This window comes from Staphylococcus nepalensis, assembly GCF_014635045.1.
Taxonomy (GTDB): domain Bacteria; phylum Bacillota; class Bacilli; order Staphylococcales; family Staphylococcaceae; genus Staphylococcus; species Staphylococcus nepalensis.
Genome location: NZ_BMCF01000005.1, coordinates 70,878 through 96,139, shown reverse-complemented (window position 1 = coordinate 96,139; position 25,262 = coordinate 70,878). Strand labels below are relative to the sequence as shown.

The 25,262-nt window shown below is 33.7% G+C and carries 26 protein-coding genes; 20 read left to right on the top strand and 6 right to left on the bottom strand.

From position 1 onward, the window contains the following. Positions 1 to 145 precede the first annotated feature (145 nt). Together IEU88_RS08780 and IEU88_RS08775 are read left to right on the top strand one after the other, a co-directional pair. A complete protein-coding gene (locus IEU88_RS08780; protein WP_096810858.1) occupies positions 146 to 1,558 on the top strand; it encodes an MFS transporter in 1,413 nt (470 codons plus the stop codon). A gap of 222 nt (positions 1,559 to 1,780) precedes the next feature. Then, entirely contained in the window at positions 1,781 to 2,221 is a 441-nt protein-coding gene (locus tag IEU88_RS08775; protein ID WP_103372749.1) for an ASCH domain-containing protein, read from the top strand. Positions 2,222 to 2,475: 254 nt separating this feature from the next. Here IEU88_RS08775 and vraX read toward each other — a convergent pair whose 3' ends face one another. After that, positions 2,476 to 2,646, bottom strand: coding sequence for a C1q-binding complement inhibitor VraX (vraX, locus tag IEU88_RS08770; protein WP_096810856.1), 171 nt, complete (start codon positions 2,644 to 2,646; stop codon positions 2,476 to 2,478). Between the two features lie 387 nt (positions 2,647 to 3,033). Continuing rightward, positions 3,034 to 3,864, bottom strand: coding sequence for a bifunctional hydroxymethylpyrimidine kinase/phosphomethylpyrimidine kinase (gene thiD, locus IEU88_RS08765; protein ID WP_103372750.1), 831 nt, complete (start codon positions 3,862 to 3,864; stop codon positions 3,034 to 3,036). A 316-nt stretch (positions 3,865 to 4,180) separates the two neighbouring features. Between thiD and IEU88_RS08760 the strand changes: the two genes are divergently transcribed. From IEU88_RS08760 to IEU88_RS08730, 7 genes are all read left to right on the top strand, one after another. Then, positions 4,181 to 4,837 carry a uracil-DNA glycosylase gene (locus IEU88_RS08760; RefSeq protein ID WP_096810854.1) on the top strand — a complete coding sequence of 219 codons (657 nt, stop codon included), beginning with the start codon at positions 4,181 to 4,183 and terminating at the stop codon, positions 4,835 to 4,837. Between the two features lie 4 nt (positions 4,838 to 4,841). Further along, entirely contained in the window at positions 4,842 to 5,213 is a 372-nt protein-coding gene (locus IEU88_RS08755; protein WP_096810853.1) for a DUF5327 family protein, read from the top strand. 24 nt (positions 5,214 to 5,237) lie between these two features. Continuing rightward, complete coding sequence (locus IEU88_RS08750; RefSeq protein WP_096810852.1) at positions 5,238 to 5,600, top strand: DUF423 domain-containing protein; 363 nt, start codon at positions 5,238 to 5,240, stop codon at positions 5,598 to 5,600. Between the two features lie 63 nt (positions 5,601 to 5,663). Continuing rightward, positions 5,664 to 7,151 carry an APC family permease gene (locus IEU88_RS08745; protein WP_096810851.1) on the top strand — a complete coding sequence of 496 codons (1,488 nt, stop codon included), beginning with the start codon at positions 5,664 to 5,666 and terminating at the stop codon, positions 7,149 to 7,151. 218 nt (positions 7,152 to 7,369) lie between these two features. Further along, the gene (locus IEU88_RS08740) at positions 7,370 to 7,672 is read left to right on the top strand and encodes a PadR family transcriptional regulator (protein ID WP_103372751.1); all 303 of its coding nucleotides are present in this window, start codon (positions 7,370 to 7,372) and stop codon (positions 7,670 to 7,672) included. A gap of 11 nt (positions 7,673 to 7,683) precedes the next feature. Further along, positions 7,684 to 8,847 (top strand): chromate efflux transporter, encoded by a 1,164-nt coding sequence (chrA, locus tag IEU88_RS08735; RefSeq protein ID WP_096810849.1) that lies wholly within the window; start codon positions 7,684 to 7,686, stop codon positions 8,845 to 8,847. Positions 8,848 to 9,152: 305 nt separating this feature from the next. Further along, a complete protein-coding gene (locus IEU88_RS08730) occupies positions 9,153 to 9,350 on the top strand; it encodes a hypothetical protein (RefSeq protein ID WP_103372752.1) in 198 nt (65 codons plus the stop codon). 51 nt (positions 9,351 to 9,401) lie between these two features. Here the strand turns inward: IEU88_RS08730 and IEU88_RS08725 are convergent, their stop codons facing one another. The 3 genes from IEU88_RS08725 to hemQ all read right to left on the bottom strand — a co-directional run bounded on the left by IEU88_RS08725 (position 9,402) and on the right by hemQ (position 11,951). After that, positions 9,402 to 9,854 carry a threonine/serine exporter family protein gene (locus tag IEU88_RS08725; protein WP_096810847.1) on the bottom strand — a complete coding sequence of 151 codons (453 nt, stop codon included), beginning with the start codon at positions 9,852 to 9,854 and terminating at the stop codon, positions 9,402 to 9,404. Between the two features lie 11 nt (positions 9,855 to 9,865). Further along, entirely contained in the window at positions 9,866 to 10,633 is a 768-nt protein-coding gene (locus IEU88_RS08720; protein ID WP_369967586.1) for a threonine/serine exporter family protein, read from the bottom strand. A 568-nt stretch (positions 10,634 to 11,201) separates the two neighbouring features. Continuing rightward, positions 11,202 to 11,951, bottom strand: a complete 750-nt coding sequence (hemQ, locus tag IEU88_RS08715; protein ID WP_103372754.1) for a hydrogen peroxide-dependent heme synthase — start codon at positions 11,949 to 11,951, stop codon at positions 11,202 to 11,204. 171 nt (positions 11,952 to 12,122) lie between these two features. Between hemQ and pta the strand changes: the two genes are divergently transcribed. From pta to IEU88_RS08685, 6 genes are all read left to right on the top strand, one after another. Continuing rightward, entirely contained in the window at positions 12,123 to 13,109 is a 987-nt protein-coding gene (gene pta / locus IEU88_RS08710; protein WP_103372755.1) for a phosphate acetyltransferase, read from the top strand. Further along, positions 13,109 to 13,945 carry a lipoate--protein ligase family protein gene (locus IEU88_RS08705; protein ID WP_096810843.1) on the top strand — a complete coding sequence of 279 codons (837 nt, stop codon included), beginning with the start codon at positions 13,109 to 13,111 and terminating at the stop codon, positions 13,943 to 13,945. The genes pta and IEU88_RS08705 overlap by 1 nt, the downstream gene beginning before the upstream one ends. Positions 13,946 to 14,502: 557 nt before the next feature. Further along, entirely contained in the window at positions 14,503 to 15,426 is a 924-nt protein-coding gene (gene mvk / locus IEU88_RS08700; RefSeq protein WP_103372756.1) for a mevalonate kinase, read from the top strand. A 5-nt stretch (positions 15,427 to 15,431) separates the two neighbouring features. Continuing rightward, positions 15,432 to 16,415, top strand: coding sequence for a diphosphomevalonate decarboxylase (gene mvaD / locus IEU88_RS08695; RefSeq protein WP_103372757.1), 984 nt, complete (start codon positions 15,432 to 15,434; stop codon positions 16,413 to 16,415). Positions 16,416 to 16,427: 12 nt separating this feature from the next. Beyond that, entirely contained in the window at positions 16,428 to 17,504 is a 1,077-nt protein-coding gene (locus IEU88_RS08690) for a phosphomevalonate kinase (protein WP_103372758.1), read from the top strand. A 704-nt stretch (positions 17,505 to 18,208) separates the two neighbouring features. After that, a complete protein-coding gene (locus IEU88_RS08685; protein WP_096810839.1) occupies positions 18,209 to 19,813 on the top strand; it encodes an alpha-glucoside-specific PTS transporter subunit IIBC in 1,605 nt (534 codons plus the stop codon). Between the two features lie 60 nt (positions 19,814 to 19,873). Here the strand turns inward: IEU88_RS08685 and IEU88_RS08680 are convergent, their stop codons facing one another. Further along, complete coding sequence (locus tag IEU88_RS08680) at positions 19,874 to 20,623, bottom strand: MurR/RpiR family transcriptional regulator (RefSeq protein ID WP_096810838.1); 750 nt, start codon at positions 20,621 to 20,623, stop codon at positions 19,874 to 19,876. Positions 20,624 to 20,785: 162 nt separating this feature from the next. Between IEU88_RS08680 and IEU88_RS08675 the strand changes: the two genes are divergently transcribed. From IEU88_RS08675 to IEU88_RS08655, 5 genes are all read left to right on the top strand, one after another. Next, the gene (locus IEU88_RS08675) at positions 20,786 to 21,868 is read left to right on the top strand and encodes a Gfo/Idh/MocA family protein (RefSeq protein WP_103372853.1); all 1,083 of its coding nucleotides are present in this window, start codon (positions 20,786 to 20,788) and stop codon (positions 21,866 to 21,868) included. 12 nt (positions 21,869 to 21,880) lie between these two features. After that, positions 21,881 to 22,594, top strand: coding sequence for a ThuA domain-containing protein (locus tag IEU88_RS08670; protein WP_103372854.1), 714 nt, complete (start codon positions 21,881 to 21,883; stop codon positions 22,592 to 22,594). A gap of 15 nt (positions 22,595 to 22,609) precedes the next feature. Continuing rightward, positions 22,610 to 23,656 carry a Gfo/Idh/MocA family protein gene (locus IEU88_RS08665; protein ID WP_096810835.1) on the top strand — a complete coding sequence of 349 codons (1,047 nt, stop codon included), beginning with the start codon at positions 22,610 to 22,612 and terminating at the stop codon, positions 23,654 to 23,656. Positions 23,657 to 23,669: 13 nt separating this feature from the next. Continuing rightward, entirely contained in the window at positions 23,670 to 24,638 is a 969-nt protein-coding gene (locus tag IEU88_RS08660) for a sugar phosphate isomerase/epimerase family protein (protein WP_096810834.1), read from the top strand. A gap of 276 nt (positions 24,639 to 24,914) precedes the next feature. Further along, positions 24,915 to 25,253: a YuzB family protein gene (locus tag IEU88_RS08655; RefSeq protein ID WP_096810833.1), complete on the top strand. Its 339-nt coding sequence runs from the start codon at positions 24,915 to 24,917 to the stop codon at positions 25,251 to 25,253. The last annotated feature ends 9 nt before the right edge of the window (positions 25,254 to 25,262 follow it).

The following is a 25,262-nucleotide window of genomic DNA, read 5'->3' as shown; positions in this document are numbered from 1 at the left end:
AGGATAAAATAAATTTTATTATTTTAAAAGATGTTTCCGATTTTTGTATAAAAATTAAAAATTGAAAATAAAAAACTATGAATCAATTTGACATACTCACTTAACTAAGTATAATAAGTTAACATGTTAAGGGAGTGACATAGTCATGGATTATGAAAAGGATTTCGATGAACGTAATATAAACAAAGTAAATCCCAGGACCGCTAAAAAAACTGTTTTTGCGACTGGCATAGGTAATGCTATGGAATGGTTCGATTTTGGACTTTATTCCTATTTAGCAGTTATCTTAGGACAAAACTTTTTTAGTTCAGTCGAAAATGATCAACTTAAAACGATATTCACATTTGCCACATTTGCAATTGCTTTTTTATTAAGGCCTGTAGGCGGTATTATATTTGGTATGATTGGTGATAAATTTGGCAGGAAAGTCGTTTTGACGACAACCATTATTATGATGGCATTTTCTACATTGCTGATTGGTTTATTACCCACTTATGATCAAATAGGTGTTTGGGCTCCCATTTTACTTTTATTAGGTAGGGTACTTCAAGGTTTTTCTACGGGCGGAGAGTATGCAGGTGCCATGGTATACGTTGCAGAATCTTCACCAGATAAAACAAGAAATACACTTGGCTCAGGATTAGAAATCGGTACACTATCTGGTTATATCGCTGCTTCAGTTTTAAGCGGCTTGCTATTTTTCTTTTTAAATGATGAACAAATGACAACATGGGGTTGGAGAATTCCATTTATTTTAGGACTGTTTTTAGGTATATTTGGTTTTTATTTAAGAAGAAAATTAGAAGAGTCACCTGTATATGAAAATGAAATTGCAACACAACCTAAGCGTGATAATATTGGACTCTTCACCATTGTACGGTATTATTACAAAGATATTATTGTGTGTTTCGTAGCTGTTGCATTCTTTAATTGTACGAATTACATGGTAACTTCGTATATGCCATCTTATTTACAACAGATTATTAAATTAGATAGTACAACAGTGTCTGTGCTTATAACGCTTGTTATGGCGTTTATGATACCATTAGCTTTAACATTTGGTAGGGTTGCAGATCGAATTGGAGAGAAAAAAGTTTTCTTGATTGGATTAATTGGTACAGCTATTTTCAGCACTGTGGCATTTTCACTGTTTCAATCAAGTTCATTAATCTTAATTGTGTTAGGTATATTCATTTTAGGCTTTTTCTTATCTACGTATGAAGGAACGATGCCGGGTTCATTACCAACTATGTTCTACACACATATTAGGTATAGAACGTTAGCAGTAACATTTAATGTGTCAGTTTCACTGTTTGGTGGCACCACACCGTTAATAGCATCTTCACTAGTTGCAAAAACAGGAGACCCGCTTTCGCCAGCTTATTACTTAGCAGCAATGAGTGTAGTGGGCGTTATTGTCATTTCGTTGTTACATGTCAGTACAGCTGGTAAATCGCTGAAAGGCTCTTATCCCAATGTACAAAGTGATGAAGCGCACGACTATTACACTAATCACCCTAATGAAGCATTGTGGTGGGCAAACGATAAACATAAATAAACTGATATAAATGAAAGAAAAAAGTGAGGCATAATAAATTAAATGTCTCACTTTTTGTTATTAAAAATGTTTGGGTGGATATAAAATAGTTCGTATCATTTTTTTTAATATTTTGAATAAAAGGGACAAAAGTCTACATTAAAAATTAGGTTTTTGTCCTACTTTTTGTTATGTTATTTTTAAATAAATTATTAATCATACATAATAAAAGGGGAAGAAAACATGACTATAGAACAATATTGGGAAGGATTTATTGAATTATTTCCAGAATATCAAAATAAAACATATGAAGCATGGTCGTTTGGCGTAGATGAAGATAAATTAGCAACGTTAGTTAGAAAAGGTGAAAAAACTGCTACAACAAGTGGATATAGCTCATATAGAGTTGAAAACGAAAAACTACCTCAAGTAGGAGAAGTGAGTATTGTGCTAAATAAGGCTGGGGAACCTCAATGTATTATAGAAATTACACATATATACCAAGTGCCATTTAATGAAGTTTCTGAACGTCATGCATATCTCGAAGGGGAGGGAGATAAATCCTTAAATTATTGGAAAAAAGCGCATATTGCATTTTTTGAACCTTATTATCAGTCATTAGGTTTGAATTTTGATGAATCTGAAATAATGGTATGTGAAGAATTTAAAGTTTTATACGTATAAGTGAAGCGGCACAATAGTTAGGGTAGCTTCGAGTTTGCTCTCCAAGCAAGCAAAGGGGACAATCTTTGCCTAACTATGTGCCGCTTCTGGGTGAGTGTTTATAAGGGATGTGTTACTTCATATATATATAATGGGACAGTTACATATACATGATTCATATTTCTAAAGGGGAGTTCATTGTTCTGTTTCTTCTGAATTTTAGTCTTGGGCTTGCGCTTCTATTTCTGTTTAATCATCGATGTATTGAAATGTGATTAATAACCTAATGCTAAGTTATCGATATCACCTTCAAGTAGAGAGAGTAAGTTATATAATTCATTTTTGCTGAAATTTTCATCGCATTTAACAGAAATCGTTTTAAAAGTCTTGGTGATAATTTCATATATAGGGTTACCATTTTCAAAAGACTGTTTGTAGATAATCATGATGTCATACCTCCTTGTCTCTCTACACTTATTATAATAATAGAAATACTAAAAAATAACATGGGCCTGTAGTATCAAATTCAAATCAGACATTAGTCTGATTCGTTTTGAGACTGAAACATTTGAATATATTAATTAAATATGAGAAAAAAATTATTTATCTACATTACAAACGAGTATAAATAATTACGGTTTGAATAGGGACAGGAATATCCATAATGTCTCAGCTATGAAGATGATGTAGACAGTAAATGAGAACAATAAAAATATAAAGTCTCACTTCTCACAAATTTGTGATTGAATCTGTATGATGAAAGAAGCAATAAAAAAAGCTGAAGCATCGTTAGTTATAACCATGCTTCAGCTTTTTTTACTTATCGTGAGAACTTATACTTCAGTTACTTCAACGTCTATATGTTCAATACGGTTATAAGCGCCGTGATCTACTGGTCCGACGAAATCATTCATTTTCCATCCGTTTTTAATTGCAGAAGCAACAAATGCTTTAGCAGCAATGACCGCTTCTTTTGGAGATTTACCATTTGCTAAATACGCTGTAGTGGCAGCAGCAAATGTACAACCAGCGCCGTGATTATAACTTTGTTGGAACATATCCGTAGTTAATTGATAAAAATGTTCACCATCATAATATAAATCATAAGATTTGGCTTGATCTAACGCTTTGCCGCCTTTAATGATTACATGATTAGCACCTTGGTTATGAATAATTTCAGCAGCTTTCTTCATATCTTCAATTGATTTTAGTGTACCTAAATTTGCTAGTTGGCCCGCTTCAAATAAATTTGGTGTCACCACTGTCGCTTTTGGCAATAAATATTCAATCATAGCATCAGTATTCCCCGGATTTAAGACTTCGTTTTCGCCTTTACATACCATAACTGGGTCGACTACAAAGTAATTAGCGCCTGATTCTACATATGCTTCTCCTGCGCGTTTGATTATTTCTTGTGTTCCTAGCATCCCTGTTTTCACAGCATCTGGACCAATTGAAATTGCTGTTTCTAATTGTTTTTCAAATACGTCAAACGGTATCGGTGTAACATCATGAGACCAAGATTCTTTGTCCATTGTGACAATAGATGTTAAGGCAACAATACCGTAAGTTCCTAACTCTTGGAACGTTTTTAAGTCTGCTTGCATACCTGCGCCAGCACTTGTGTCTGAACCTGCAACGGTTAATGTTTTTTTCAATGCCATGAATTTTCACTCCTAAAATTTCTTTTAATCATATCATATCACGTTTGTCGACTATTCTAAATAACGACGTTTGTAATGTATTGGGATTAACATTATGGGTAAGTTATTACATTATTTTGCATACATTCTATTTGCATATTAAAATAGGAAGTAATTAAGTATAGTTTCTTACAAATGATGCATAAATTTTACTGTACTTGCTTACAGAATGTGTTTAAAGGAAGGCCTGAGCAGAAGCTCATGCATAAGCACTACTAATCCCGCAAGCGAGAAAGTAGTGCTTTATGTTACTATATTAATCGAGGTGAAGTGTTATATGGAATGGTCTGATGTTTTTCAAAAAATAACTACGGAACATGATTTTAGCGAAATGCATCATTTTTTAGAAAATGAATATACTACAGAAACAGTATATCCGGATAGAGAAAATATATATCAAGCATTTGATCTTACGCCTTTTGAAAAAGTGAAAATTGTTATTTTGGGTCAAGACCCTTATCACGGGCCTAACCAAGCACACGGTTTAGCGTTTTCTGTACAGCCCAACGCTAAATTTCCACCATCATTGAGAAATATGTATAAAGAACTTGAAGACGATATAGGATGTGTTCGTAAATCGCCACATTTACAAGATTGGGCTAGAGAAGGCGTTTTATTATTAAATACGGTTTTAACTGTACGACAAGGACAAGCTCATTCTCATAGAAATATCGGGTGGGAAATTTTTACGGACGAAGTCATTAAAATGGTTTCGGAAAATTTGAAAAATGTTGTGTTTATTTTATGGGGAAAGCCAGCTCAACAAAAAGTTAAACTCATTGACACCTCTAAGCATCATATCATTAAATCACCACATCCGAGTCCGTTGTCTGCATATCGTGGTTTCTTTGGTTCAAAGCCATACTCTTTAGCAAATTCATATTTACAAAAAAATGGTATTGAACCAGTAAATTGGTGTGAAAGCGGGTCATAAATAAATGGAAAAAGATAAAATTGTTCAACTTATTGAACAAGAATTAGTTCAAGCAGATGAAGCTAAGAACGACGCAGAATTTGAAAAGCATATTTATGCGATACACACACTAACGTCGTTAGTGACTAGTTCAAATAGTAAGCAACACTATAGAGACAACACGTATTCGCTGTCTTCATCATTTCAATCAGCACGAAATGTAACGCAACATGCGTCTGGCAAAAAACAAGATATTTCACCTGAAGAAATAAAAGCGATGGGAGGAAAGGTGTCTCAATCCTCAGCTCAAAATACACATAATAAGCATTCATTAAATACCAATAAGTTAGTCACCGATGATGAAATTGGTAATGGTGATTCAATTTTTGATTTTTAGTAAAGGAAGGAAGGGTCCATTTTGATGAAAATATTCATTATTTTAGGTGCTTTAAATGCTTTAATGGCAGTTGGTACTGGTGCTTTTGGGGCGCACGGTTTGGAAGGGAAACTTTCAGACAAATATTTATCTGTATGGGAAAAGGCAACAACTTATCAAATGTATCATGGTCTTGGTTTATTATTGATCGGCGTTATTAGCGGTACAACATCAATCAATGTAAATTGGGCAGGTTGGCTTTTATTTTTAGGTATTGTATTTTTTAGTGGTTCACTTTATATTTTAGCGCTAACGCAAATTCGTATACTTGGCGCAATTACACCAATTGGCGGCGTTTTATTTATCGTAGGTTGGTTGATGTTAGTTATAGGTACATTTAAAATATAAATTTATAATTGTTATAGAATTCATCTTAGGGGTATAATACAATCCATGAGGTGAATTTTATTTATGGGAAAAAATGATAGGAAAGTAGATAGAGGAGATTTAAAACAAAACTTATCTGAGAAATTTGTATGGGCAATTGCTTATGGCTCATGTATTGGTTGGGGCGCATTTATTTTACCTGGTGATTGGATTGGTCAATCTGGCCCTATTCCCGCTGCTATTGGTATCGTTATTGGCGCCTTACTAATGATTTTAATTGCGGTCAGTTATGGAGCACTCGTTGAACGTTTTCCAGTTTCAGGGGGCGCTTTCGCATTTAGCTTTTTAGGTTTTGGTAGATATGTTAGTTTTTTCTCATCATGGTTTTTAACTTTTGGTTATATATGTGTAGTAGCTTTAAACGCAACTGCATTTAGTTTATTAATTAAATTCTTATTACCTGATATTTTAGAAACAGGTAAACTGTATACCATTGCAGGATGGGATGTCTATATCACGGAAATATTAATTGCATCATTATTATTAGTTATATTTATGTTTATTGCAATTAAAGGTACAAGTATCTCAGGATCACTACAATTTTATTTCTGTGTAGCATTGGTGATTACAGTCTTAATATTATTTTTCGGTTCTTTCTTTGGTAGTAACTTCTCTTTAGAAAATTTACAACCATTAGCGAATAAAGAAAAAGGGTGGATGACATCTATTATTATGATTGTCGCTGTAGCGCCATGGGCTTATGTAGGATTTGATAATATCCCACAAACTGCAGAAGAATTTGATTTTTCTCCAAACAAAACATTTAAATTAATCGTATATAGTTTGTTAGCCGCAGCAATCACATATGTACTCATGATTCTGTATACAGGATGGTTAAGTAGCTCAGCGAATGGTTTGAATGGCCAACTGTGGTTAACAGGCGCTGTAACAAGTGGCGCATTTGGCTATATAGGTCTAGCAATTTTATCGATTGCTATTATTATGGGTATTTTCACTGGATTAAATGGATTTTTAATGAGTTCAAGTCGTCTATTGTTCTCAATGGGACGTTCTGGTATTATGCCGTCAGTATTTAGTAAATTACACAGTAAATATAAAACACCTTATGTCGCTATTATTTTCTTAGTTGCAATTACATTAATAGCGCCGTGGTTAGGCCGCACAGCTTTAACATGGATTGTTGATATGTCATCTACTGGTGTATCGATTGCATACTTTATCACTTGTCTATCAGCCGCACGATTATTTAGTTATGATAAAACAAGCAATACTTACGGGCCAGTATATAAAACATTAGCAATCTTAGGTACGTTTGTGTCATTTATTTTCTTATTATTGCTACTCATTCCAAGTTCACCAGCTGGTTTATCAATGCCATCATATATCGCGTTGTTCAGTTGGTTAATTATAGGATTAATCTTTTTCATTGTTCGTTATCCAAAATTAAAACAAATGGATAATGATAAATTAAGTAAACTTATCTTAAACCGTTCAGAAGATGAAGTAGTAGATCTTATTAATGAAAATAAAACAAGTGAATCAAAAAGTTAGACAAACTTAAAAAGTAAATTATGAAAGAAACATATATCTTATTAAAGATAATATTTTTAAAATGATATAAAATAAAGTAGCGCCTTTCCATATTCGCAAGATATACGAATATGGAAAGGCGCTTTTTTTATTGTGAGTTTAAAATTGACGAAAAAGTAGAGATAATATAAAATCGAAAACAGATATCGAATTCCGATTTTAATGAAAGGGGTAATTAATTGGAACATAAAATTAAACGAAAAGTATTTTTAGGTTTTATCTATATTCATATATTGCATCATGCTAAAGAAGCTCCTATCTATGGTTCTTGGATGATTAATGAATTAGAAGCGCATGGTTATCATATGAGCCCAGGCACGCTATACCCAATTTTTCATACAATGGAAGAAGAAGATTTGTTGAAAAGCGAGCATAGAACTATTAATGGTAAACAGCGAAAGTACTATACTATTACTGTTAGTGGAGAAACTTTTTTAACTGAAACAAAGCAAAAACTAAATGAGCTGATAAATGAAGTTTAAGGAGACTTAAAATGTCTAACTATTTCAAGATTTTTATTGTGGCTTTTAAACTTGGTTTCATATCTTTTGGTGGGCCAACAGCCCATCTAGGATATTTTTATGATGAATATGTTAAAAAGAAGCAATGGTTAAATGAACAAGAATACTCTGAGCTAGTCGTGTTATGTCAGTTTTTGCCGGGGCCAGCTAGCAGTCAAGTTGGTATAGGTATAGGGACGATTAGAGGGGGTATGATTGGCGGTTTTATCTCTTTTATAGGGTTTACGCTCCCATCTGCAGTTATGTTAATGGTATTTGTGCTTGTTTTTACAAATAGTCAAACTACTTTTTCATGGATTCAAGGTTTGAAATTGGTTGCTGTCGCTATTGTGGCTCAAGCTATTATTGGCATGGGGAAGAAATTAACGAATACTAAAACAACCATCACGTTAGCATTATTTGTCTTACTGCTTACGTTGCTCATCCATAGTGTATACATTCAAGTTATTGCGTTGATTTTCACAGGATTATACGGCGCATTTTTCTTAAAAAGTAAAGATGACAGTAATGTAGGGAAAAGAGATAAGCTGTTTTTGGTTCCTAAAAGCATAGGTGTGATATCACTTTTATTGTTTTTTTCGTTACTTATTACTTTACCTATTTTAAGTTCTATAACCACTAATGTATGGGTTCAAATGATGGATAGTTTCTTTCGTTCTGGCGCATTGGTTTTTGGGGGCGGACATGTCGTTTTACCATTGTTAGAAAGTGAGTTTGTACCACAAAACCTTATTTCTTCTGAACAATTTATAACTGGTTATGCGGCAGCACAAGGTGTTCCGGGTCCATTATTTACATTTGCTACTTATATTGGCACTTCAATAGAAGGCATAGTAGGGGGGGTATTAGCGACATTTGCTATTTTTTTACCAGCATTTTTATTGTTATATGGCGTATTACCTTTTTGGGATAGTATCAAATCCAATGTCTATGTAAACGCGTTTTTAAAAGGGATTAGCGCTGGTGTAGTCGGTATATTAATTGCAGCTTTTTACAATCCGATTTGGAAATCGACAATTAATACAGAATTAGACTTTGCGTTAGCAAGTGTGTTATTCATCTTACTTATGTATTATAAATGCCCTTCATGGGGAGTTGTCATATTGGGATTAATATTTGGAATTATACTATATTGATGATGTATTTGTTTTAATAAATAAGGAGCCATTCTAAGTTAATATATATGTTAGTTACACGCCCGCTCATTGAATGTTTTACAGATCAATTCGGGGCAAAATTAGTGGTAATGGTTGCTTCGCTACTCTCATTATTAGTTTCGATTCCGTTTATATTTATTAATGGTGATACGTCGATAATTTGACTTGGATTAATATTGTTCGTAAGAGGATGAGCGGTCGGAGAGGCGACGCTAACGTTAACGACAAGTACTTATTATGATTTGAAAAATAAGTAGTTACCAGCAGCAGGTGTGAGTATAAATATGATTGAAAACATAGGGTCTGGATTCGGTACAGCCTTCGTTGCAATAGTTGTAGCTACAGTGACCAATCGTATTTCAATGCAATCGGAACAAGCGATAATTGGTTATCATGCAGGTCTCTTAGTATCAACCATTGCATTAATGGTGCGCTTTATTTTTGCTAGTTTTTTAAAATGGAAATATAATACATCGAATTAATAAACATCTGTGCCTCTTAAATTGACGCTCAGATGTTTATTAATTTGATAATTATATATGTTTTTTACTGAATTTTGTACCAGAAACAATCAGTTTAGAAATTTGATCGGCGAATAACAAACCTAAAGCAATTGCCCCTGCAATAAGCGTTACTTCTAACATAGTATTAATCGCTTTACTAAATTCTAATAAAATAAGATTTTTGGTCGCATCAAAGGCTGATCCTCCGGGAACCAATGGTATAATGCCAGGCACCATAAATAAAATAACTGGTTCTTTTTTTAAGCGAGCCATCACATGACTCAATAAGCCCAATGCTAGGCTTCCGAAGAAACTTGAATAAATGGTATGAAGTTGAAAACCATCATAAACTAACGTATAGACCATCCAGCCACATGCACCAACAATTCCAACAGCATTATATAAATATTTTGGAACATCAAATATAATACCGAAGAATAATGAAGCGGTATAACTAAATATTAAATTTAAAATCCAAAACATAGACATTGCTCCTAAGAAATAATAAGTACTGTACCTACACCAGCGCCAATACCAAAAGCTGTTACCAATGCTTCTAATGATTTCGTTGTAAACATTAACATATGGCCACTAAATAAATCTTGAATAGCATTAGTGATTAAAACACCAGGTACAATCGGCATGACTGATGAAATAATAATCGCTGAAATAGAGCCACCTTGTATGATAGAACTTCCAAGCACTGCCACTGTACCGATGACGAGCGCACCCATAAATTCTGGGATGAATTTGGCATGTAAGTGTCTGCTTAGAATTTCTACGACAAGATAACCAAAGGCTCCTGCAATGAGCGCTGTAAATATATCGATTAAGTAGCCTCCTTGTAAATATAGAAAGCTAATAGAGATAATAGCAGCTGCAATAAATTTGAAAAATAAATCATGTTTAATACTTTGTTCATTATAAATTTTTTGTAACTCTTGGAACGCGTCTTCAACTGATAAGGCACCATCAGAAAGTTGTCTCGAAACACGATTGGTTCTTGATATACGATGGAGATTGGTGTCTCTTGTTCTAATCCTATATATTCTTGGATAAGATTCGTTATGTAACATAAAGTTAATAACCGTATTCGTAACGAAACTATTGCTTTCCGTGTAACCTAAAGTAAAGGCAATGCGTGTCATTGTATCTTCAACGCGGGAGCCTTCTGCGCCAGATTCAAGCAAAATTCTTCCGGCTAAGATAATGACATCTTTTGCCATTCTTTCATCATAACTTTCCGAGTATTGATTATTTATTGTCATTTAATCACCAATTATACTTTATTTAACTAAACTATGCGTATATTCTATGTCATAGCACTATAAGTTAGTAAGTTAATATGGTTTATTGTAACACTTTATTCAGTTGATATGTTGGTAAAAAAACACTGCTTAAATTTTAAAAAATTGAATTTTATACAATTTTAGCAATTCAATTATGTTTCAAATGTTTCAAATAGGTTAAAATAGTATTAGTTGACTGTTACAAAAAATATTGAGTAGCGACAATATTTAGCAGTTAACCCTTAAATTAAGTAGTGATTAAAGTTCTCCCAAACACACTACATTCAGACAGGCACACTTGTTTAACTTCAAGTGTGCCTTTTAGTTGTTTTCTTCCTACGAAGTAGGGGGTTAGAGAGAGTTATGCATGTCGGAGTATGCCAACCAAGAAGAAGAGAATTAGGAAATGAAAGAAAAGTATAAAAAAAGATTCAGTGGCACGTAAAATGCCTCTGAATCTTTTATGAATGGATTAATATACAAATGTAGAAAAAGTTAGGGTTCTGACCTATGCTTCACTTAATCTGCAATTATCTCTATCTTACACCTCAAAAAGCGTCGGTAGACTATGCTTAGTTATGATGGTACCTACGTAGAAACTGCCAAAGTCACCATAACGTGCTGTTGTTTCATCAAATCTCATTTCAGAAACAATTTTTTTGAATTGAAGTGGGTCATCAGCAAATAGCGTAACACCCCATTCAAAATCATCAAACCCCATAGAACCTGTGATAAATTGTTTGATTTTACCAGCATATTGGCGACCAATTTTACCATGGTTATACATTAGCGCTTGACGTTCTTCTAATGGTAGCATATACCAGTTATATGTTTCGTTACGACGTTTATCCATAGGATAGAAACAAATATACTCAGTTTGTGGTAATTCTGGGAACAATCTCGGTTTAATGTGAGGATTTTCGTATGGATCTTCATCAGATTTACCAGCTAAATAATTACCTAATTCAATAATAGAAACGTATGAATACGTTGGGATTAAAAAGTCAGTGATTTTCAATTTATTAAATTCATTTTCAAAAGCATTAAGATTTTTTAGTTCAGGACGTAAAGCCCATAAAAGAATATCTGCTTTTTGACCAGTAATATTATAAAACGCATGATCTCCTGCATGATTCGTACGTGCTTCTTCATGTTTATCTAAAAAGGCTTGTAACTCTTCAACTAACGTTTGTCGTTCTTCTTCTGGAACTAAACGTAAACTAGCCCAATCGATAGCATATAATAAATGTAAACTATACCAACCATCTAAAGTTTCTGGTGCTTGTGGCATATTGAATCGCTCCTTTATGAAAAATTTCTATATCTCCACTAAAAATTCTATCATAAAGGTAACTGTAAAACATAAGTAAATGATTACAAATTGGTGACATGGAATTATATAAAAAAATGACGTATAATAGTATTGGAAAAATAAAAGTATTAAAAATTAGAGGAGGCCCCTATGTCTTTATTAGATGTATTACAAGAAAAACTGTCAGGAAAAAATGTGAAAATCGTTTTACCTGAGGGAGAAGATGAACGTGTATTAACAGCGGCGACACAATTACAAAGTACTGATTATGTCACACCAGTACTATTGGGTAATGAAGCAAATATTAATGCATTAGCTGAAGATAACGGTTTAGATATTTCAAACTTAGAGATTATTAACCCTGAAACAAGCGAATTAAAACAAGAGTTAGTTACAGCTTTTGTTGAACGCCGTAAAGGTAAAGCGACTGAAGAACAAGCTCAAGAAATGTTAAAAAATGTCAATTATTTCGGCACGATGCTTGTGTATACAGGCAAAGCTGAAGGTCTTGTTAGTGGTGCTGCACATTCAACTGGTGATACGGTACGTCCTGCACTACAAATCATTAAAACAAAACCAGGCGTATCCAAAACATCAGGTATTTTCTTTATGATTAAAGACGAAGCACAATACATCTTTGGTGATTGTGCAATCAACCCTACATTAGAAGCGCAAGATTTAGCTGAAATTGCAGTAGAAAGCGCAAAATCTGCCCAAAGTTTCGGTATGTCACCTCGTGTAGCAATGTTAAGTTTTTCAACGAAAGGTTCTGCGAAATCTGACGATGTTGAAAAAGTTTCAAACGCTGTAAAATTGGCTCAAGAGAAAGTTGAAGCTGATCAACTTGAAGATGTTATTGTTGATGGGGAATTCCAATTTGATGCTGCAATTGTACCAGAAGTAGCTAAGAAAAAAGCGCCAGATACAAAAATTCAAGGAGATGCTAACGTATTTATCTTCCCAAGTTTAGAGGCTGGCAACATTGGCTATAAAATTGCACAACGTCTAGGTGGTTATGATGCGGTAGGCCCTGTATTACAAGGTCTTAATTCACCAGTGAATGATTTATCACGTGGTTGTTCAATTGAAGACGTGTATAATTTATCAATCATCACTGCTGCACAAGCTTTACAATAATGGATTTAGCTAGCAAATATTTTAACAGTACCACCTGGCGTTATGTTGATCATTCTTCTGGTTTAGCGCCAATGCAATCATTTGCTTTTGATGATACGTTATCGGAAAGTGTTGGTAAAGATTTGTCAAGTAGCATTGTACGTACTTGGATACATCAACATACTATTATTTTAGGTATACATGATTCTAGGTTACCGTATTTACAAGATGGCATTCGCTATTTGACAGAAGAACGAGGTTATAATGCAATTGTGAGAAACTCAGGTGGTCTTGGCGTAGTATTGGACCAAGGCGTACTCAATATTTCTCTTATTTTTAAAGGCAAACATGACATTACGATTGATGAAGCATTTTCAGTGATGTATTTATTAGTAGCCAAAATGTTTGAAGATGAAAATGTTGAAATTGAGACTTATGAGATTGAACAATCTTATTGCCCAGGAAAATTCGACTTGAGTATTAATGGGCAAAAATTTGCGGGGATTTCACAAAGACGTGTGCGTGGAGGTATTGCTGTTCAAGTATACCTTTGTGTTGAAGGAGATGGCAGTGAACGCGCTGCTTTAATGAAAGCTTTTTATGAGCGAGCTTTAAAAGGTGAACAAACAAAATTTGAATATCCAAATATTAATCCTCAATGTATGGCATCGTTAGAGCAACTATTAGATAAACAGCTAACAGTTCAAGATGTTATGTTCCAATTATTATACGCGCTTAAAGATTTAGGTGCCAATTTAACAATGGACGATATTACTAATGATGAGTGGGAACGTTATGAAGGATATTTTGAAAAAATGATTGAACGAAATGCTAAAGTTAATCAAAAAATGGACTAGTTAAAATGAAGGCTAGAAATGATACAACATTAAATGTATCGTTTCTGGCTTTTTTAATACGTTAAATAATTAAAGAGATTGTTATATTTGTTGAATTATAGTAATGAAATAAGTAATATAGTGAAAGTATACGTTGAAAAATTGAAAATAAATTGGGTAAGATAAAGTGAAGTTTTTGAATAATAAGCCAGAGCGTTTTATACTAGATAAGTATTGATTACAATTAGTAGCAGGTATTAACTATTTATAACTTATTTTACCCAATTTGAGTAAAAAAATTAAAACTATGACTCGAGTCGTATGTTAATATATGAAAATTATGAGATAATATAGTTTGATTTGTGTGAAATTTGATTAAGTTGTGTAAATAAGATGCACGTAATTTTTTCTTGATTAAAAATGAGAAGATATGAACACTATAGCGAAAATGCGATTAAGTGGAGCATTTCCTGGGAAATGTTATATGGCTATCAATAAAAAGTAATTAATAAAAGGCAATCGCAGTGTAAGGCATATACTATTTAAATTTAAAGAAAATACTAAAGGTGATTGAAAATATGGCACAACAAGGTTATGGGGAAGCAAATGGTAAGGTGATTTTAATAGGAGAACACGCGGTGACGTTTGGAGAGCCTGCAATTGCGATTCCATTTACTACTGGAAGAGTAAGAGCTTTAATAGAATCCTTAAATGTTAATGAATCTTCTTATATTAAAAGTGAAGTTTATGATGGTGAATTAACTTATGCACCTGAACACTTAAAATCAGTGATAACACGATTTATAAATGAATATCATATTCAAACACCAATAAAAGTTTCAATTGATACAAACTTACCGCCATCAAGGGGATTAGGTTCTAGTGCTGCAATGGCTGTAGCATTTGTACGTGCGAGCTTTGATTATTTAAACAAACCCTTATCGGATGAAATGTTGATTGAAGAAGCGAATTGGGCAGAGCGCATTGCGCACGGTAAACCAAGTGGCATAGATACACAAACGATTGTATCTAATAAGCCCGTTTGGTTTCAAAATGGCGTAGTCACAACGTTAAAACCATTAGATTTAAATGGTTATATGGTTGTCATAGACACTGGTATACGAGGATCGACAAAACAAGCAGTAGAAGACGTACATCATTTATGCAAAGCAGATAGTTCATACCTTAGCTATGTAGAACATATCGGTAAACTGGTCCATGAAGCACGTGACTCTATAGAACATCATAACTTTGAACAACTCGCTTCTGTGTTTGATTTGTGCCAAGAAAATTTACGCACGCTCACAGTAAGTCATGAAAAAATTGAGCAGTTGTTAACAATAAGCAAAGCACAGGGTGCTATCGCTGGTAAGTTAACTGGTGGAGGCAGAGGCGGTAGTATGATTGTCCTTGCTTCGACTATAGACGTAGCTGAAAAAATTGCTCAAAGCGCGCAAAGCTTAGGCGCGCATCATACATGGATTGAATATTTAGGAGGTTAGGAACGTTGGTTAGTAGTGGCAAAGCACGTGCACATACAAATATTGCATTGATTAAATATTGGGGCAAGGCTGATGAAGCGTATATTATTCCGATGAATAATAGTTTGTCGGTAACATTAGATCGTTTTTATACAGAAACTAAAGTGACATTTTCTGAAGAATATATCAGAGATGTGCTTGTTTTAAATGGGCAGACAGTAGATGATTCGGAAGCGGCTAAAATACGTCGATTTATGGATGTTGTTAGAAATATAGCAGGTACGTCTATGTATGCATATATTGAAAGTGACAATTTCGTACCAACAGCTGCAGGATTAGCATCATCAGCAAGTGCTTATGCCGCGTTAGCAGCAGCTTGTAATGAAGCTTTAAATCTTAAATTAACGGGTAAAGAACTATCTAGACTTGCTAGAAGGGGTTCAGGATCGGCTTCTAGGAGTATTTATGGTGGTTTTGTAGAATGGGAAAAAGGTTATGATGATGCAACATCATACAGTTTTCCTATTGATGCAGACCATTGGGAAGATGAGTTAGCCATGATTTTTGTAGTGATAAATAATAAAACTAAAAAAGTATCCAGTCGTGCCGGTATGTCACATACACGTGATACTTCTCGTTTTTACCAATATTGGTTAGACCACGTAGATGAGGATATAGCGTCAGTTAAGCATGCGATTAAAGACAAGGATTTTAAATATTTAGGTGAGGTTATTGAAGCAAATGGTTTAAGAATGCATGCTACAAATTTAGGTGCACAACCACCATTTACATATATGGTTGAAGACAGTTACTTAGTAATGGACATCGTGCACCAATGTCGTGAAGCTGGTTATCCATGCTACTTTACGATGGATGCAGGGCCTAATGTTAAAATTTTAGTAGAGAAGAAAAATCAACAAGCAGTGATTGATGCACTACAGAAATCGTTTGAGGATCATCAAATTATCGCGAGTGACATTACACGCACAAACGTTGAAATTATTGAGTAAGGAAGAGATAACATGATTCGAGTAAAAGCTCCAGGTAAACTCTATATTGCAGGTGAATACGCCGTTACAGAACCTGGATATAAATCTGTTTTGATTGCTGTAAATCGATTTGTAACAGCTACAATTGAAGATTCTAATGCGGCAGAGGGCACGATACATTCTAAAACTTTACATCATGAACCGGTCACTTTTCAAAGAGAAGAAGATAAGATTGTAGTATCTGATTTACATGCAGCTAAACAGTTGAAATATGTCATCACAGCTATAGAAGTTTTTGAACAATTTGTTAGCAGCAACCGTATCAATTTAAAACATTTTAACTTAACTATAGACAGTAATTTAGATGACGCTAACGGCCATAAATATGGTTTAGGATCGAGTGCAGCAGTGCTTGTGTCAGTTGTAAAAGCTTTAAATGAGTTTTATGAAACGCATTTATCGAACCTTTATATTTATAAACTCGCAGTTATCGCCAATATGAAACTACAAAGTTTAAGTTCATGTGGGGACATTGCCGTAAGTGTATACACAGGTTGGCTTGCTTATAGTACGTTTGATCATGAATGGGTTTCTCAACAAATTGAAGATACTTCAGTCAATGAAGTATTGAATAAAAACTGGCCTGGATTGCACATCGAACCCTTGCAACCACCAGAAAATATGCAAGTGTTAATAGGGTGGACAGGATCGCCTGCTTCATCACATCATTTAGTTAGTGAAGTAAAGCGTTTAAAATCAGATCCTACTTTTTATGGGAAATTTTTAGAACGTTCTCACGCTTGTGTGGAAAAATTAATACATGCATTTAAAACGAATCACATTAAAGGTGTGCAACAGATGATTCGTATCAACCGTGAAATTATTCAGTCTATGGATAAAGAAGCGACGATAGATATAGAAACTTCACATTTGAAAGTATTGTGTTCTGTAGCTGAAAAATATGGTGGTGCTGCTAAAACATCTGGCGCAGGCGGCGGTGATTGCGGTATCACAATCGTTAATAACGGCGTTGACAAACAGTCTATTTATAAAGAATGGTTAGAAAATGAAGTAAAACCTTTAGAATTTAATATTTATCACGGACAATAGAATAGTAAATAATGAGACAGTACTTAAATTGTAAGATTCAAGTGCTGTTCAGGCTGTCGAGAAAGTCTCCGACTTTGTTGGCAGTTTTTTATACACGTTTTCTATGGCAATGCCTCATTTTGTAGTCTTTGACTAGTACTGTACGCGTAGTGCCACATAAATAACTGACAATATTAAACCAAAATATTATGAGATATGAAAATGAATATCGATGACATTTATAATGTTGAATAAAGCAATTGATAAAAAAACAATATGAAATGATTTCTATATCTGAATTCACTTATCACCTAAAATAGATGAAACGATTAGATTTAAATTTTCCTTATGAACTTGTCAAAGATAAGTATTGCCTTAATCATGGCTGGTCATCCATAGAGCCTGACATTTTAGTGAAAATATTACTTATACAAAGATGATGGACCATCAAATCAATAGAACAAATCATTAAAGAAATAGAAAAAATGTAGCTTACCGTGGGACAGTGCTTAAATTATAAGATTTAAGCGCTGTTTTTTTGATTTTTTACGATGATGAAAGAAATAGCGCTATATTTCCAGGAAAATTTACCTTTAAATGGAAATGATTTCTTTTGTAGATATAGCGTATCTAAATCTTGCTATAGCATTGAAATAACATGATTTAAGATATATCATTCATTTAAGAAAGCGCTTTCAATAAGCGTTTTGAAAAAGGGTGATTATATGAAATTCGGAGGAAATTTTGGAAACGCAATTCGAAGATTTGGAGGTGCTATGATTGTACCAGTGCTTCTCTTTCCATTTTTCGGTATCATTGTTGGGATAGCTACATTATTTAAAAATGAGGCTATTATGGGGGGGATAGCAAATCCTGATAGTTTATGGTATCAAATATGGACTTTAATTGAAAATGGTGGCTGGACACTTTTTCAAAATATAGAACTTATTTTTGTAATAGGTTTACCTATTTCATTGGCTAAAAAATCAGCTGGTCACGCCGTTATGTCTTCTGTAGTTACGTACTTAATGTTTAATTATTTTATTAATAGTATTTTAACTACTTGGGGCCCTGCTTTTGGTGTTGATTTTAAAGGCAATATAGGAGAGGGTACTGGTATAACGGAGTTAGTAGGTATAAAAACACTTGATACTAATATTATTGGAGCGCTCATTATATCAGGTATAGCAATATGGTTACATAATAGATATTATGATAAAAAATTACCTGAATCATTAGGTATTTTTCAAGGCTCTCCTTTCGTGATTATGATTTCATTTTTCTGTATGATTCCGATGGCGTTGTTGACGAGTTGGGGATGGCCAATCGTTCAAGGGTGGATAGCTTCATTGCAAACATTTTTAGCTTCATCAAGTTATGTAGGGGTGTGGTTATTCCACTTTTTAGAGAGAATTTTAATACCTACAGGTTTACATCATTTTATATATACACCATTTGAATATGGACCAGCAGTTGTTGATGGAGGTATTAAATCGTTTTGGATCTCCCATTTAAATGAATATTCACAGACCAATAAGTCATTAAAAGAAATTTTCCCAGGGGGAGGATTTTTATTACAAGGTAACATTAAAATGTTTGGTTCGATTGGTATTGCGCTTGCGATATATTCAACTGCTAAAGCTGATAAAAAGAAAGAAGTTGGTGCTTTATTACTAGCTGCGACGTTAACAGCCGTTTTTGCGGGCATCACTGAACCGCTTGAATTTACATTTATTTTTATAGCACCGTTTTTATTCTTAATACACGCTGTTCTCGGTGCAACAATGGTAACAATTATGCACGCTTTTGGGCTAGTTGGTAACTTAGGTGGCGGGTTGATTGAAATAGCAGCTACCAATTGGATTCCTCTATTTGGTTCTCATTGGGGGACTTATGTAGCTCAATTTATAATCGGTATCATATTTATTTTTATCTACTACTATTTATTTAGGTTTATTATATTGAAATTGGATATACCTATGCCTGGACGAGAAAAGGAAGATAATAAAGATACAAAATTATATACAAAAAAAGATTACCAATCTAATAAAAAGAAAGATAGTAATAATAAAAAAGGTAGTGAATACGATGATAAAGCTGCGATTTATATAGAAGGTTTAGGTGGTAGAGAAAACATCGTTGATGTTACTAATTGTGCTACAAGATTAAGAGTAACTGTCGCAAACCCAAATGAAATAAAAGAAGATGACTTCTTTAAAACAGTCGGGGGCGCACATGGTTTGGTTAAAAGTGGCAAAAATGTGCAAGTCATTGTAGGGCTTTCTGTCCCACAAGTCAGAGAATCTGTAGAACAATTATTAAATGAGTAAAACTACAAAGAAAGCGATGAATTATAAATCGAATTTGGAAAATAATTCATCGCCAACATATCATTTGGAAATCATGTAATTGTGGTAGGCCCTAGCTATAAAATCAAATACGACGTAATAAGGGATGAAACTATAATAATCAATGTGATTAAAAAATTGTATAGGTGAACTATTAACATAGATATTAAAGTTTGCATTTTGAGCAATGTAATTGTCATGAAGCGTAGTCAAGGAAACAAATTTAAGTTCACGCGATTTTATCAACTGAATCGGTTCTTTTAGTTTTTTCGTTTCGCCTGATAAAGAAATAATAAATAGTAAATCTTCATCATCCATTTGATTTATAGCTAATTTGAACTCATTTTCATCATTTAAAACAATAACTTTTTTTGAAATAGATAACATATGTCTCTGAGCTTCTCTAGCTACATTTTGTTGAGCCATTCCTGTCCCAAAAATATAAATAATTGGGGCTGATTCAATTAACTTAATGAGCAAATTATAATCAAACATTTCGAGATGTTCTAGGGTTCGCTGTACGTCTTCAATAATTGGGTCTGTATTTACTAATTTAGTAGGTTCATGGTTAGATTGCATTTTTATATAAAATTTAAAATTACTGTAACCTTCGAAACCGAGTTTCTTGACTAATCTATGAATTGTCGATATGGAGGTATGCGTCAATAAACTTAAGTCATAGATTTTCATAGTTGTTATTTTATCTATATTTTTATGAATAATACTAATAATATGTAAGTCATTTTCAGTCAAATGACTAAAGTGTTTATTAATTAAATCATCAAGTACCATATTTTCGATGCCACCTGTCCATTGGAAAAATTTCCGAATATTGAAAATATAGCTTAATGTTAATATATAAATTATTAATAAGTCAAATTTAATAGTTGTTTTTATATTTTGTTAATAAAAATAATAATTTTGTTTTTTAAATAAAAGAATGGAGCTGGTTCTATGAATTTAAATATTGGCGTAATAGGTTGTGGAGGCATTGCAAATGGTAAACATTTTCCCAGTTTAGAAAAAATACCGGAAGTATCGATAAAAGCTTTCTGTGATATAGATATTCAAAAAGCGAAAGCATCAGCTAGTAAATACGGAATGGAAAATTCAAAAGTTTATGAAGATTTTCATGAATTGTTGAAAGATCCCAAAATTGACGTAGTACATATTTGTACACCTAATAATACACATAAAGACATAACTGTGGCGTCATTAAACGCAGGCAAACATGTTATGTGCGAGAAACCGATGGCAAAAACTTCTGAAGAAGCGGCAGAAATGATAAAAGCGGCAGAAGATAATAATAAAAAATTAACAATAGGTTACCAAAATAGATTTAGAGCTGATAGCCAGCATTTGCATAAAATTTGTCAACGAGGGGATTTAGGAGAAGTTTATTTTAGTAAAGCACATGCAATTCGAAGACGTGCCGTGCCAACTTGGGGTGTATTTTTAGACGAAGAAAAGCAAGGCGGAGGCCCGCTTATTGATATAGGCACACACGCCTTAGATTTAACATTATGGATGATGGATAACTATGAACCAGAATCTGTGATGGGTTCTACATTCCATAAATTAGGAAAAAAAGAAAATGCCGCAAATGCTTGGGGGTCTTGGGATACAGAAACATTTACAGTTGAAGATTCTGCATTTGGATTTATAAAAATGAAAAATGGCGCAACAATTATTTTAGAATCCAGTTGGGCGCTTAACAGCCTAGAAGTGGATGAAGCCAAATGTTCACTATCAGGAACGGAAGGTGGCGCTGATATGAAAGACGGATTGAGAATTCATGGAGAAGATTTAAGCACTTTATTTACCTCGAAAATTGAATATGATAACCCAGGTGTGGATTTTTTTGAAAGCGAGTCTGTAGATGAAGCTGAAGAAGAGGCTCGTTCTTGGATAAACAATATCCTTTACGATACAGACCCGGTAGTAAAACCTAGGGAAGCGTTTGTCGTTACTCAAATTCTGGAAGCAATTTATCAATCAGCTAAAACAGGAGAAGCAATATATTTAAGCAATAATTAAAGGGGCAATGTTATGAATATCCTAATTTGGAATGAATATAGACATGAAATAGAAAATGAAGAAGTGAGAAAAGTTTACCCTGAAGGTATTCATAAGGCGATTGCATCATTTTTAGAAGAACATCATGTTGAAACTGCAACATTAGACGAAGCACATCACGGTCTATCGGACGAAAATTTAAATAAAACAGATGTTTTAATTTGGTGGGGGCATAAAGCGCATGATGAAGTCCAAGACGAAATCTGTGAAAAAATAAAATCACACGTATTGGAAGGTATGGGGTTGATTGTTTTACATTCTGGACATTTTTCTAAGATTTTCAAATCATTGATGGGAACAACGTGTGATCTTAAATGGAGAGAAGCAGATGAAAAAGAAAGGTTATGGGTAGTAGACCCTACACATCCAATCACTGAAGGGCTGAATAGTTATATTGAATTAGATAAAGAAGAAATGTATGGAGAGCATTTTGATATTCCTGCGCCTGATGAAACAATTTTTATAAGTTGGTTTGAAGGGGGAGAAGTATTTAGAAGCGGTGTGACCTTTAAAAGAGGGAAAGGAAAAATATTTTATTTTAGGCCAGGGCATGAAAGTTATCCAACTTATTACAATAAAGAGATTCAACGAGTTATAAAAAATGGTGTTCAGTGGGCGAAGCGTAACCATGCACCAACACATGATTATGGCAATGTTAAACCACTGGAGGATATATCAGAAAAATGATTTGGGGGTGACAATTTGAATAAATTAAAAATTGGAATTGTGGGCTGTGGAGGTATTGCTAGAAATAGACATATACCAGCATTTCAAGAATTAAACGAAATTACTGACATAGTGGCAGTGCATGATATTAATTATGATTTGGCTAAAAATGTTGCAGAAAATAACAATATTGAATTTGTAATGGAAGATTATCAACAGATGTTTGAATTAGTTGATGCTATCGCAGTATGCACGCCCAATAAATTTCACGCTGAAATTAGTATAGCAGCATTAAATTCTGGTGTTCACGTCTTTTGTGAAAAACCGATGGCTTTGAATAAATTAGAATGCGAAAGGATGGTGGAAGCTGCAAATCATTCTGGGAAATTATTAGCAATAGGTTACCATTATAGATTTACAGACGCTGCTATGACTGCCAAAAAAGCTATTTTAAATGGTGCAGTAGGAGATCCTTTAGTTATTCGTACACAAGCATTGCGTAGGAGAAAAGTCCCTGGTTGGGGTGTATTTACTAATAAATTGTTGCAAGGTGGAGGCAGCTTAATTGATTATGGGTGCCACTTACTTGATCTTTCTTTATGGCTATTAGAAGATAATGAACCGGTGGAAATTTTAGCTAAAACTTACAATAGATTGAGTAAAACGCCCAATCAAATCAATGACTGGGGAACATTTAATCATGAAACATTTGATGTTGATGATCATGTCTCATGCTTTATTATATTTAAAGATAATGCATCAATGCAATTTGAGTGTTCTTGGGCAGCCAATATCAAAGATGACTCAAAACATTTAAGTATTTCAGGTGTTGATGGTGGTATCAGTTTATATCCTTTTGAATTATATCAGCATAAATATGGGACATGCTTTACAGAAAAAGCGGTAGTGGACCACGATGAAACATTAGCGGCAAAAAGACAAGCGACAAATTTTGTGAAAAGTTGTTTGGGCGAAGCAGATTTAGTAGTGAAACCTGAAGAAGCACAGCGTACCAGTTTAATAATCGATGCGATATATAAAAGTAGTGTTGAAGGCCGTAGTATAAGATTATCAAACGTTTAAGGAGTGATTTTTTATGAAAATCGGAGTATTTTCTGTATTATTTCAAGATAAAACATTTGAAGAGATGTTGGATTATGTTGTGGATGCCGGTGTAGATATGATTGAAATTGGGACAGGCGGTAACCCTGGTAACCAATTTTGCCCTTTAGATGATTTATTAGAAGATGAAAGAAAACGTAAGGCATATATCGATGCGATTCATAAAAGAGGGTTAAGTATAAGTGCTTTTAGTTGTCATAATAACCCTATATCACCTAATAATGAAACTGCTGCAAAATCAGATGAAACGTTAATTAAAACCATTAAACTAGCAGCTTTATTAAATGTTCCAGTAGTTAATACTTTTTCAGGTGTAGCTGGTTCAGATGAAACAGCAAAATTCCCTAATTGGCCAGTAACCCCATGGCCAACTGTTTATTCCAATATTTTGGAGTGGCAATGGGAAGAAAAACTTATACCTTACTGGAAAAAACTTGGCGAATTTGCGAAGGAACAGGGAGTTAAGATTGCGATCGAATTACATGCAGGATTTTTAGTTCATACGCCTTATACATTATTAAAATTAAGAAAAGTGACAAATGATTTTATAGGCGCAAATCTTGATCCAAGTCATCTTTGGTGGCAAGGTATTGACCCAATAGCTGCGATTAAAATATTAGGTAAAGAGAATGCAATACACCATTTTCATGCAAAAGATACATACATTGATCAAGAAAATGTAAATATGTATGGATTAACTGATATGCAACCCTATAGTAACGTTAACACTCGAGCTTGGACATTCCGAACTGTTGGTTATGGGCATAGTCCTAATGTTTGGGGAGAAATGGTTAGTGCATTAAGAATCAATGGGTATGACTATGTAATTAGTATAGAACATGAAGATCCAATTATGTCTATTGAAGAGGGATTTGTCAAAGCTGTTAATAATTTAAAATCAATCAACATTGAACATCCTGCCCCAGATTTATGGTGGACGTAGCTGGTTTCAATGATGTAGTAACTGGATTTTTAATGTAAATGCAGCGTAGAAACAAAAGGTTTCTACGCTGTTTTTTAGTTATTTGACAAAAAAGTTATTTACATTATTTTATGATGTGGAACTTGAATTTTTTTATAAATAGAGTAAAATAATTAGAGTTATAAATGTAAGACATGAATGAGGATAAATTAGTTTTTATATGGTTTATATACATACTTTATATAAAATGAAGCGGTTTTGAATTTATAATAAAATTTTAGAAAGGTGAGGGTGGTTTTGCAAAATAAATTTTTGATTTGTGACGATTGTCAGGGTGTTAATTGTAAATCTTTAGAGAAAAAACTTACAAAATTAGATTCTGATGCTGAAATAGAAATCGGTTGTCAATCCTATTGTGGGCCTGGTCGACGTAAAACTTTTGCATTTGTTAATAATCGGCCACTCGCAGCCTTAACTGAAGAGGAACTTTTGGAAAAAGTTGAAAAACAATTACAAAAACCAAGAGATCCAGAAGAAGAAGAACGCTTAAGAAAACGTAACGAAGAACGTAAACGACGAAAAGAAGAACAAGACCGCAAATTAAAAGAAAAATTAGCTAAGAAGAAAAGTAAATGATAAACACCA

Coding starts and splice junctions, on each gene's coding strand:
- vraX (WP_096810856.1), bottom strand. CDS start 2,646: ATGATTATCTACAAACAGTCTTTTGAAAATGGTAACCCTATATATGAA.
- pta (WP_103372755.1), top strand. CDS start 12,123: ATGTCTTTATTAGATGTATTACAAGAAAAACTGTCAGGAAAAAATGTG.
- mvk (WP_103372756.1), top strand. CDS start 14,503: ATGGCACAACAAGGTTATGGGGAAGCAAATGGTAAGGTGATTTTAATA.
- IEU88_RS08680 (WP_096810838.1), bottom strand. CDS start 20,623: ATGGTACTTGATGATTTAATTAATAAACACTTTAGTCATTTGACTGAA.
- IEU88_RS08685 (WP_096810839.1), top strand. CDS start 18,209: ATGAAATTCGGAGGAAATTTTGGAAACGCAATTCGAAGATTTGGAGGT.
- IEU88_RS08760 (WP_096810854.1), top strand. CDS start 4,181: ATGGAATGGTCTGATGTTTTTCAAAAAATAACTACGGAACATGATTTT.
- IEU88_RS08660 (WP_096810834.1), top strand. CDS start 23,670: ATGAAAATCGGAGTATTTTCTGTATTATTTCAAGATAAAACATTTGAA.
- IEU88_RS08675 (WP_103372853.1), top strand. CDS start 20,786: ATGAATTTAAATATTGGCGTAATAGGTTGTGGAGGCATTGCAAATGGT.
- IEU88_RS08745 (WP_096810851.1), top strand. CDS start 5,664: ATGGGAAAAAATGATAGGAAAGTAGATAGAGGAGATTTAAAACAAAAC.
- chrA (WP_096810849.1), top strand. CDS start 7,684: ATGTCTAACTATTTCAAGATTTTTATTGTGGCTTTTAAACTTGGTTTC.
- IEU88_RS08670 (WP_103372854.1), top strand. CDS start 21,881: ATGAATATCCTAATTTGGAATGAATATAGACATGAAATAGAAAATGAA.
- IEU88_RS08780 (WP_096810858.1), top strand. CDS start 146: ATGGATTATGAAAAGGATTTCGATGAACGTAATATAAACAAAGTAAAT.
- IEU88_RS08755 (WP_096810853.1), top strand. CDS start 4,842: ATGGAAAAAGATAAAATTGTTCAACTTATTGAACAAGAATTAGTTCAA.
- IEU88_RS08725 (WP_096810847.1), bottom strand. CDS start 9,854: ATGTTTTGGATTTTAAATTTAATATTTAGTTATACCGCTTCATTATTC.
- IEU88_RS08730 (WP_103372752.1), top strand. CDS start 9,153: ATGATTGAAAACATAGGGTCTGGATTCGGTACAGCCTTCGTTGCAATA.
- IEU88_RS08690 (WP_103372758.1), top strand. CDS start 16,428: ATGATTCGAGTAAAAGCTCCAGGTAAACTCTATATTGCAGGTGAATAC.
- IEU88_RS08750 (WP_096810852.1), top strand. CDS start 5,238: ATGAAAATATTCATTATTTTAGGTGCTTTAAATGCTTTAATGGCAGTT.
- IEU88_RS08775 (WP_103372749.1), top strand. CDS start 1,781: ATGACTATAGAACAATATTGGGAAGGATTTATTGAATTATTTCCAGAA.
- thiD (WP_103372750.1), bottom strand. CDS start 3,864: ATGGCATTGAAAAAAACATTAACCGTTGCAGGTTCAGACACAAGTGCT.
- hemQ (WP_103372754.1), bottom strand. CDS start 11,951: ATGCCACAAGCACCAGAAACTTTAGATGGTTGGTATAGTTTACATTTA.
- IEU88_RS08705 (WP_096810843.1), top strand. CDS start 13,109: ATGGATTTAGCTAGCAAATATTTTAACAGTACCACCTGGCGTTATGTT.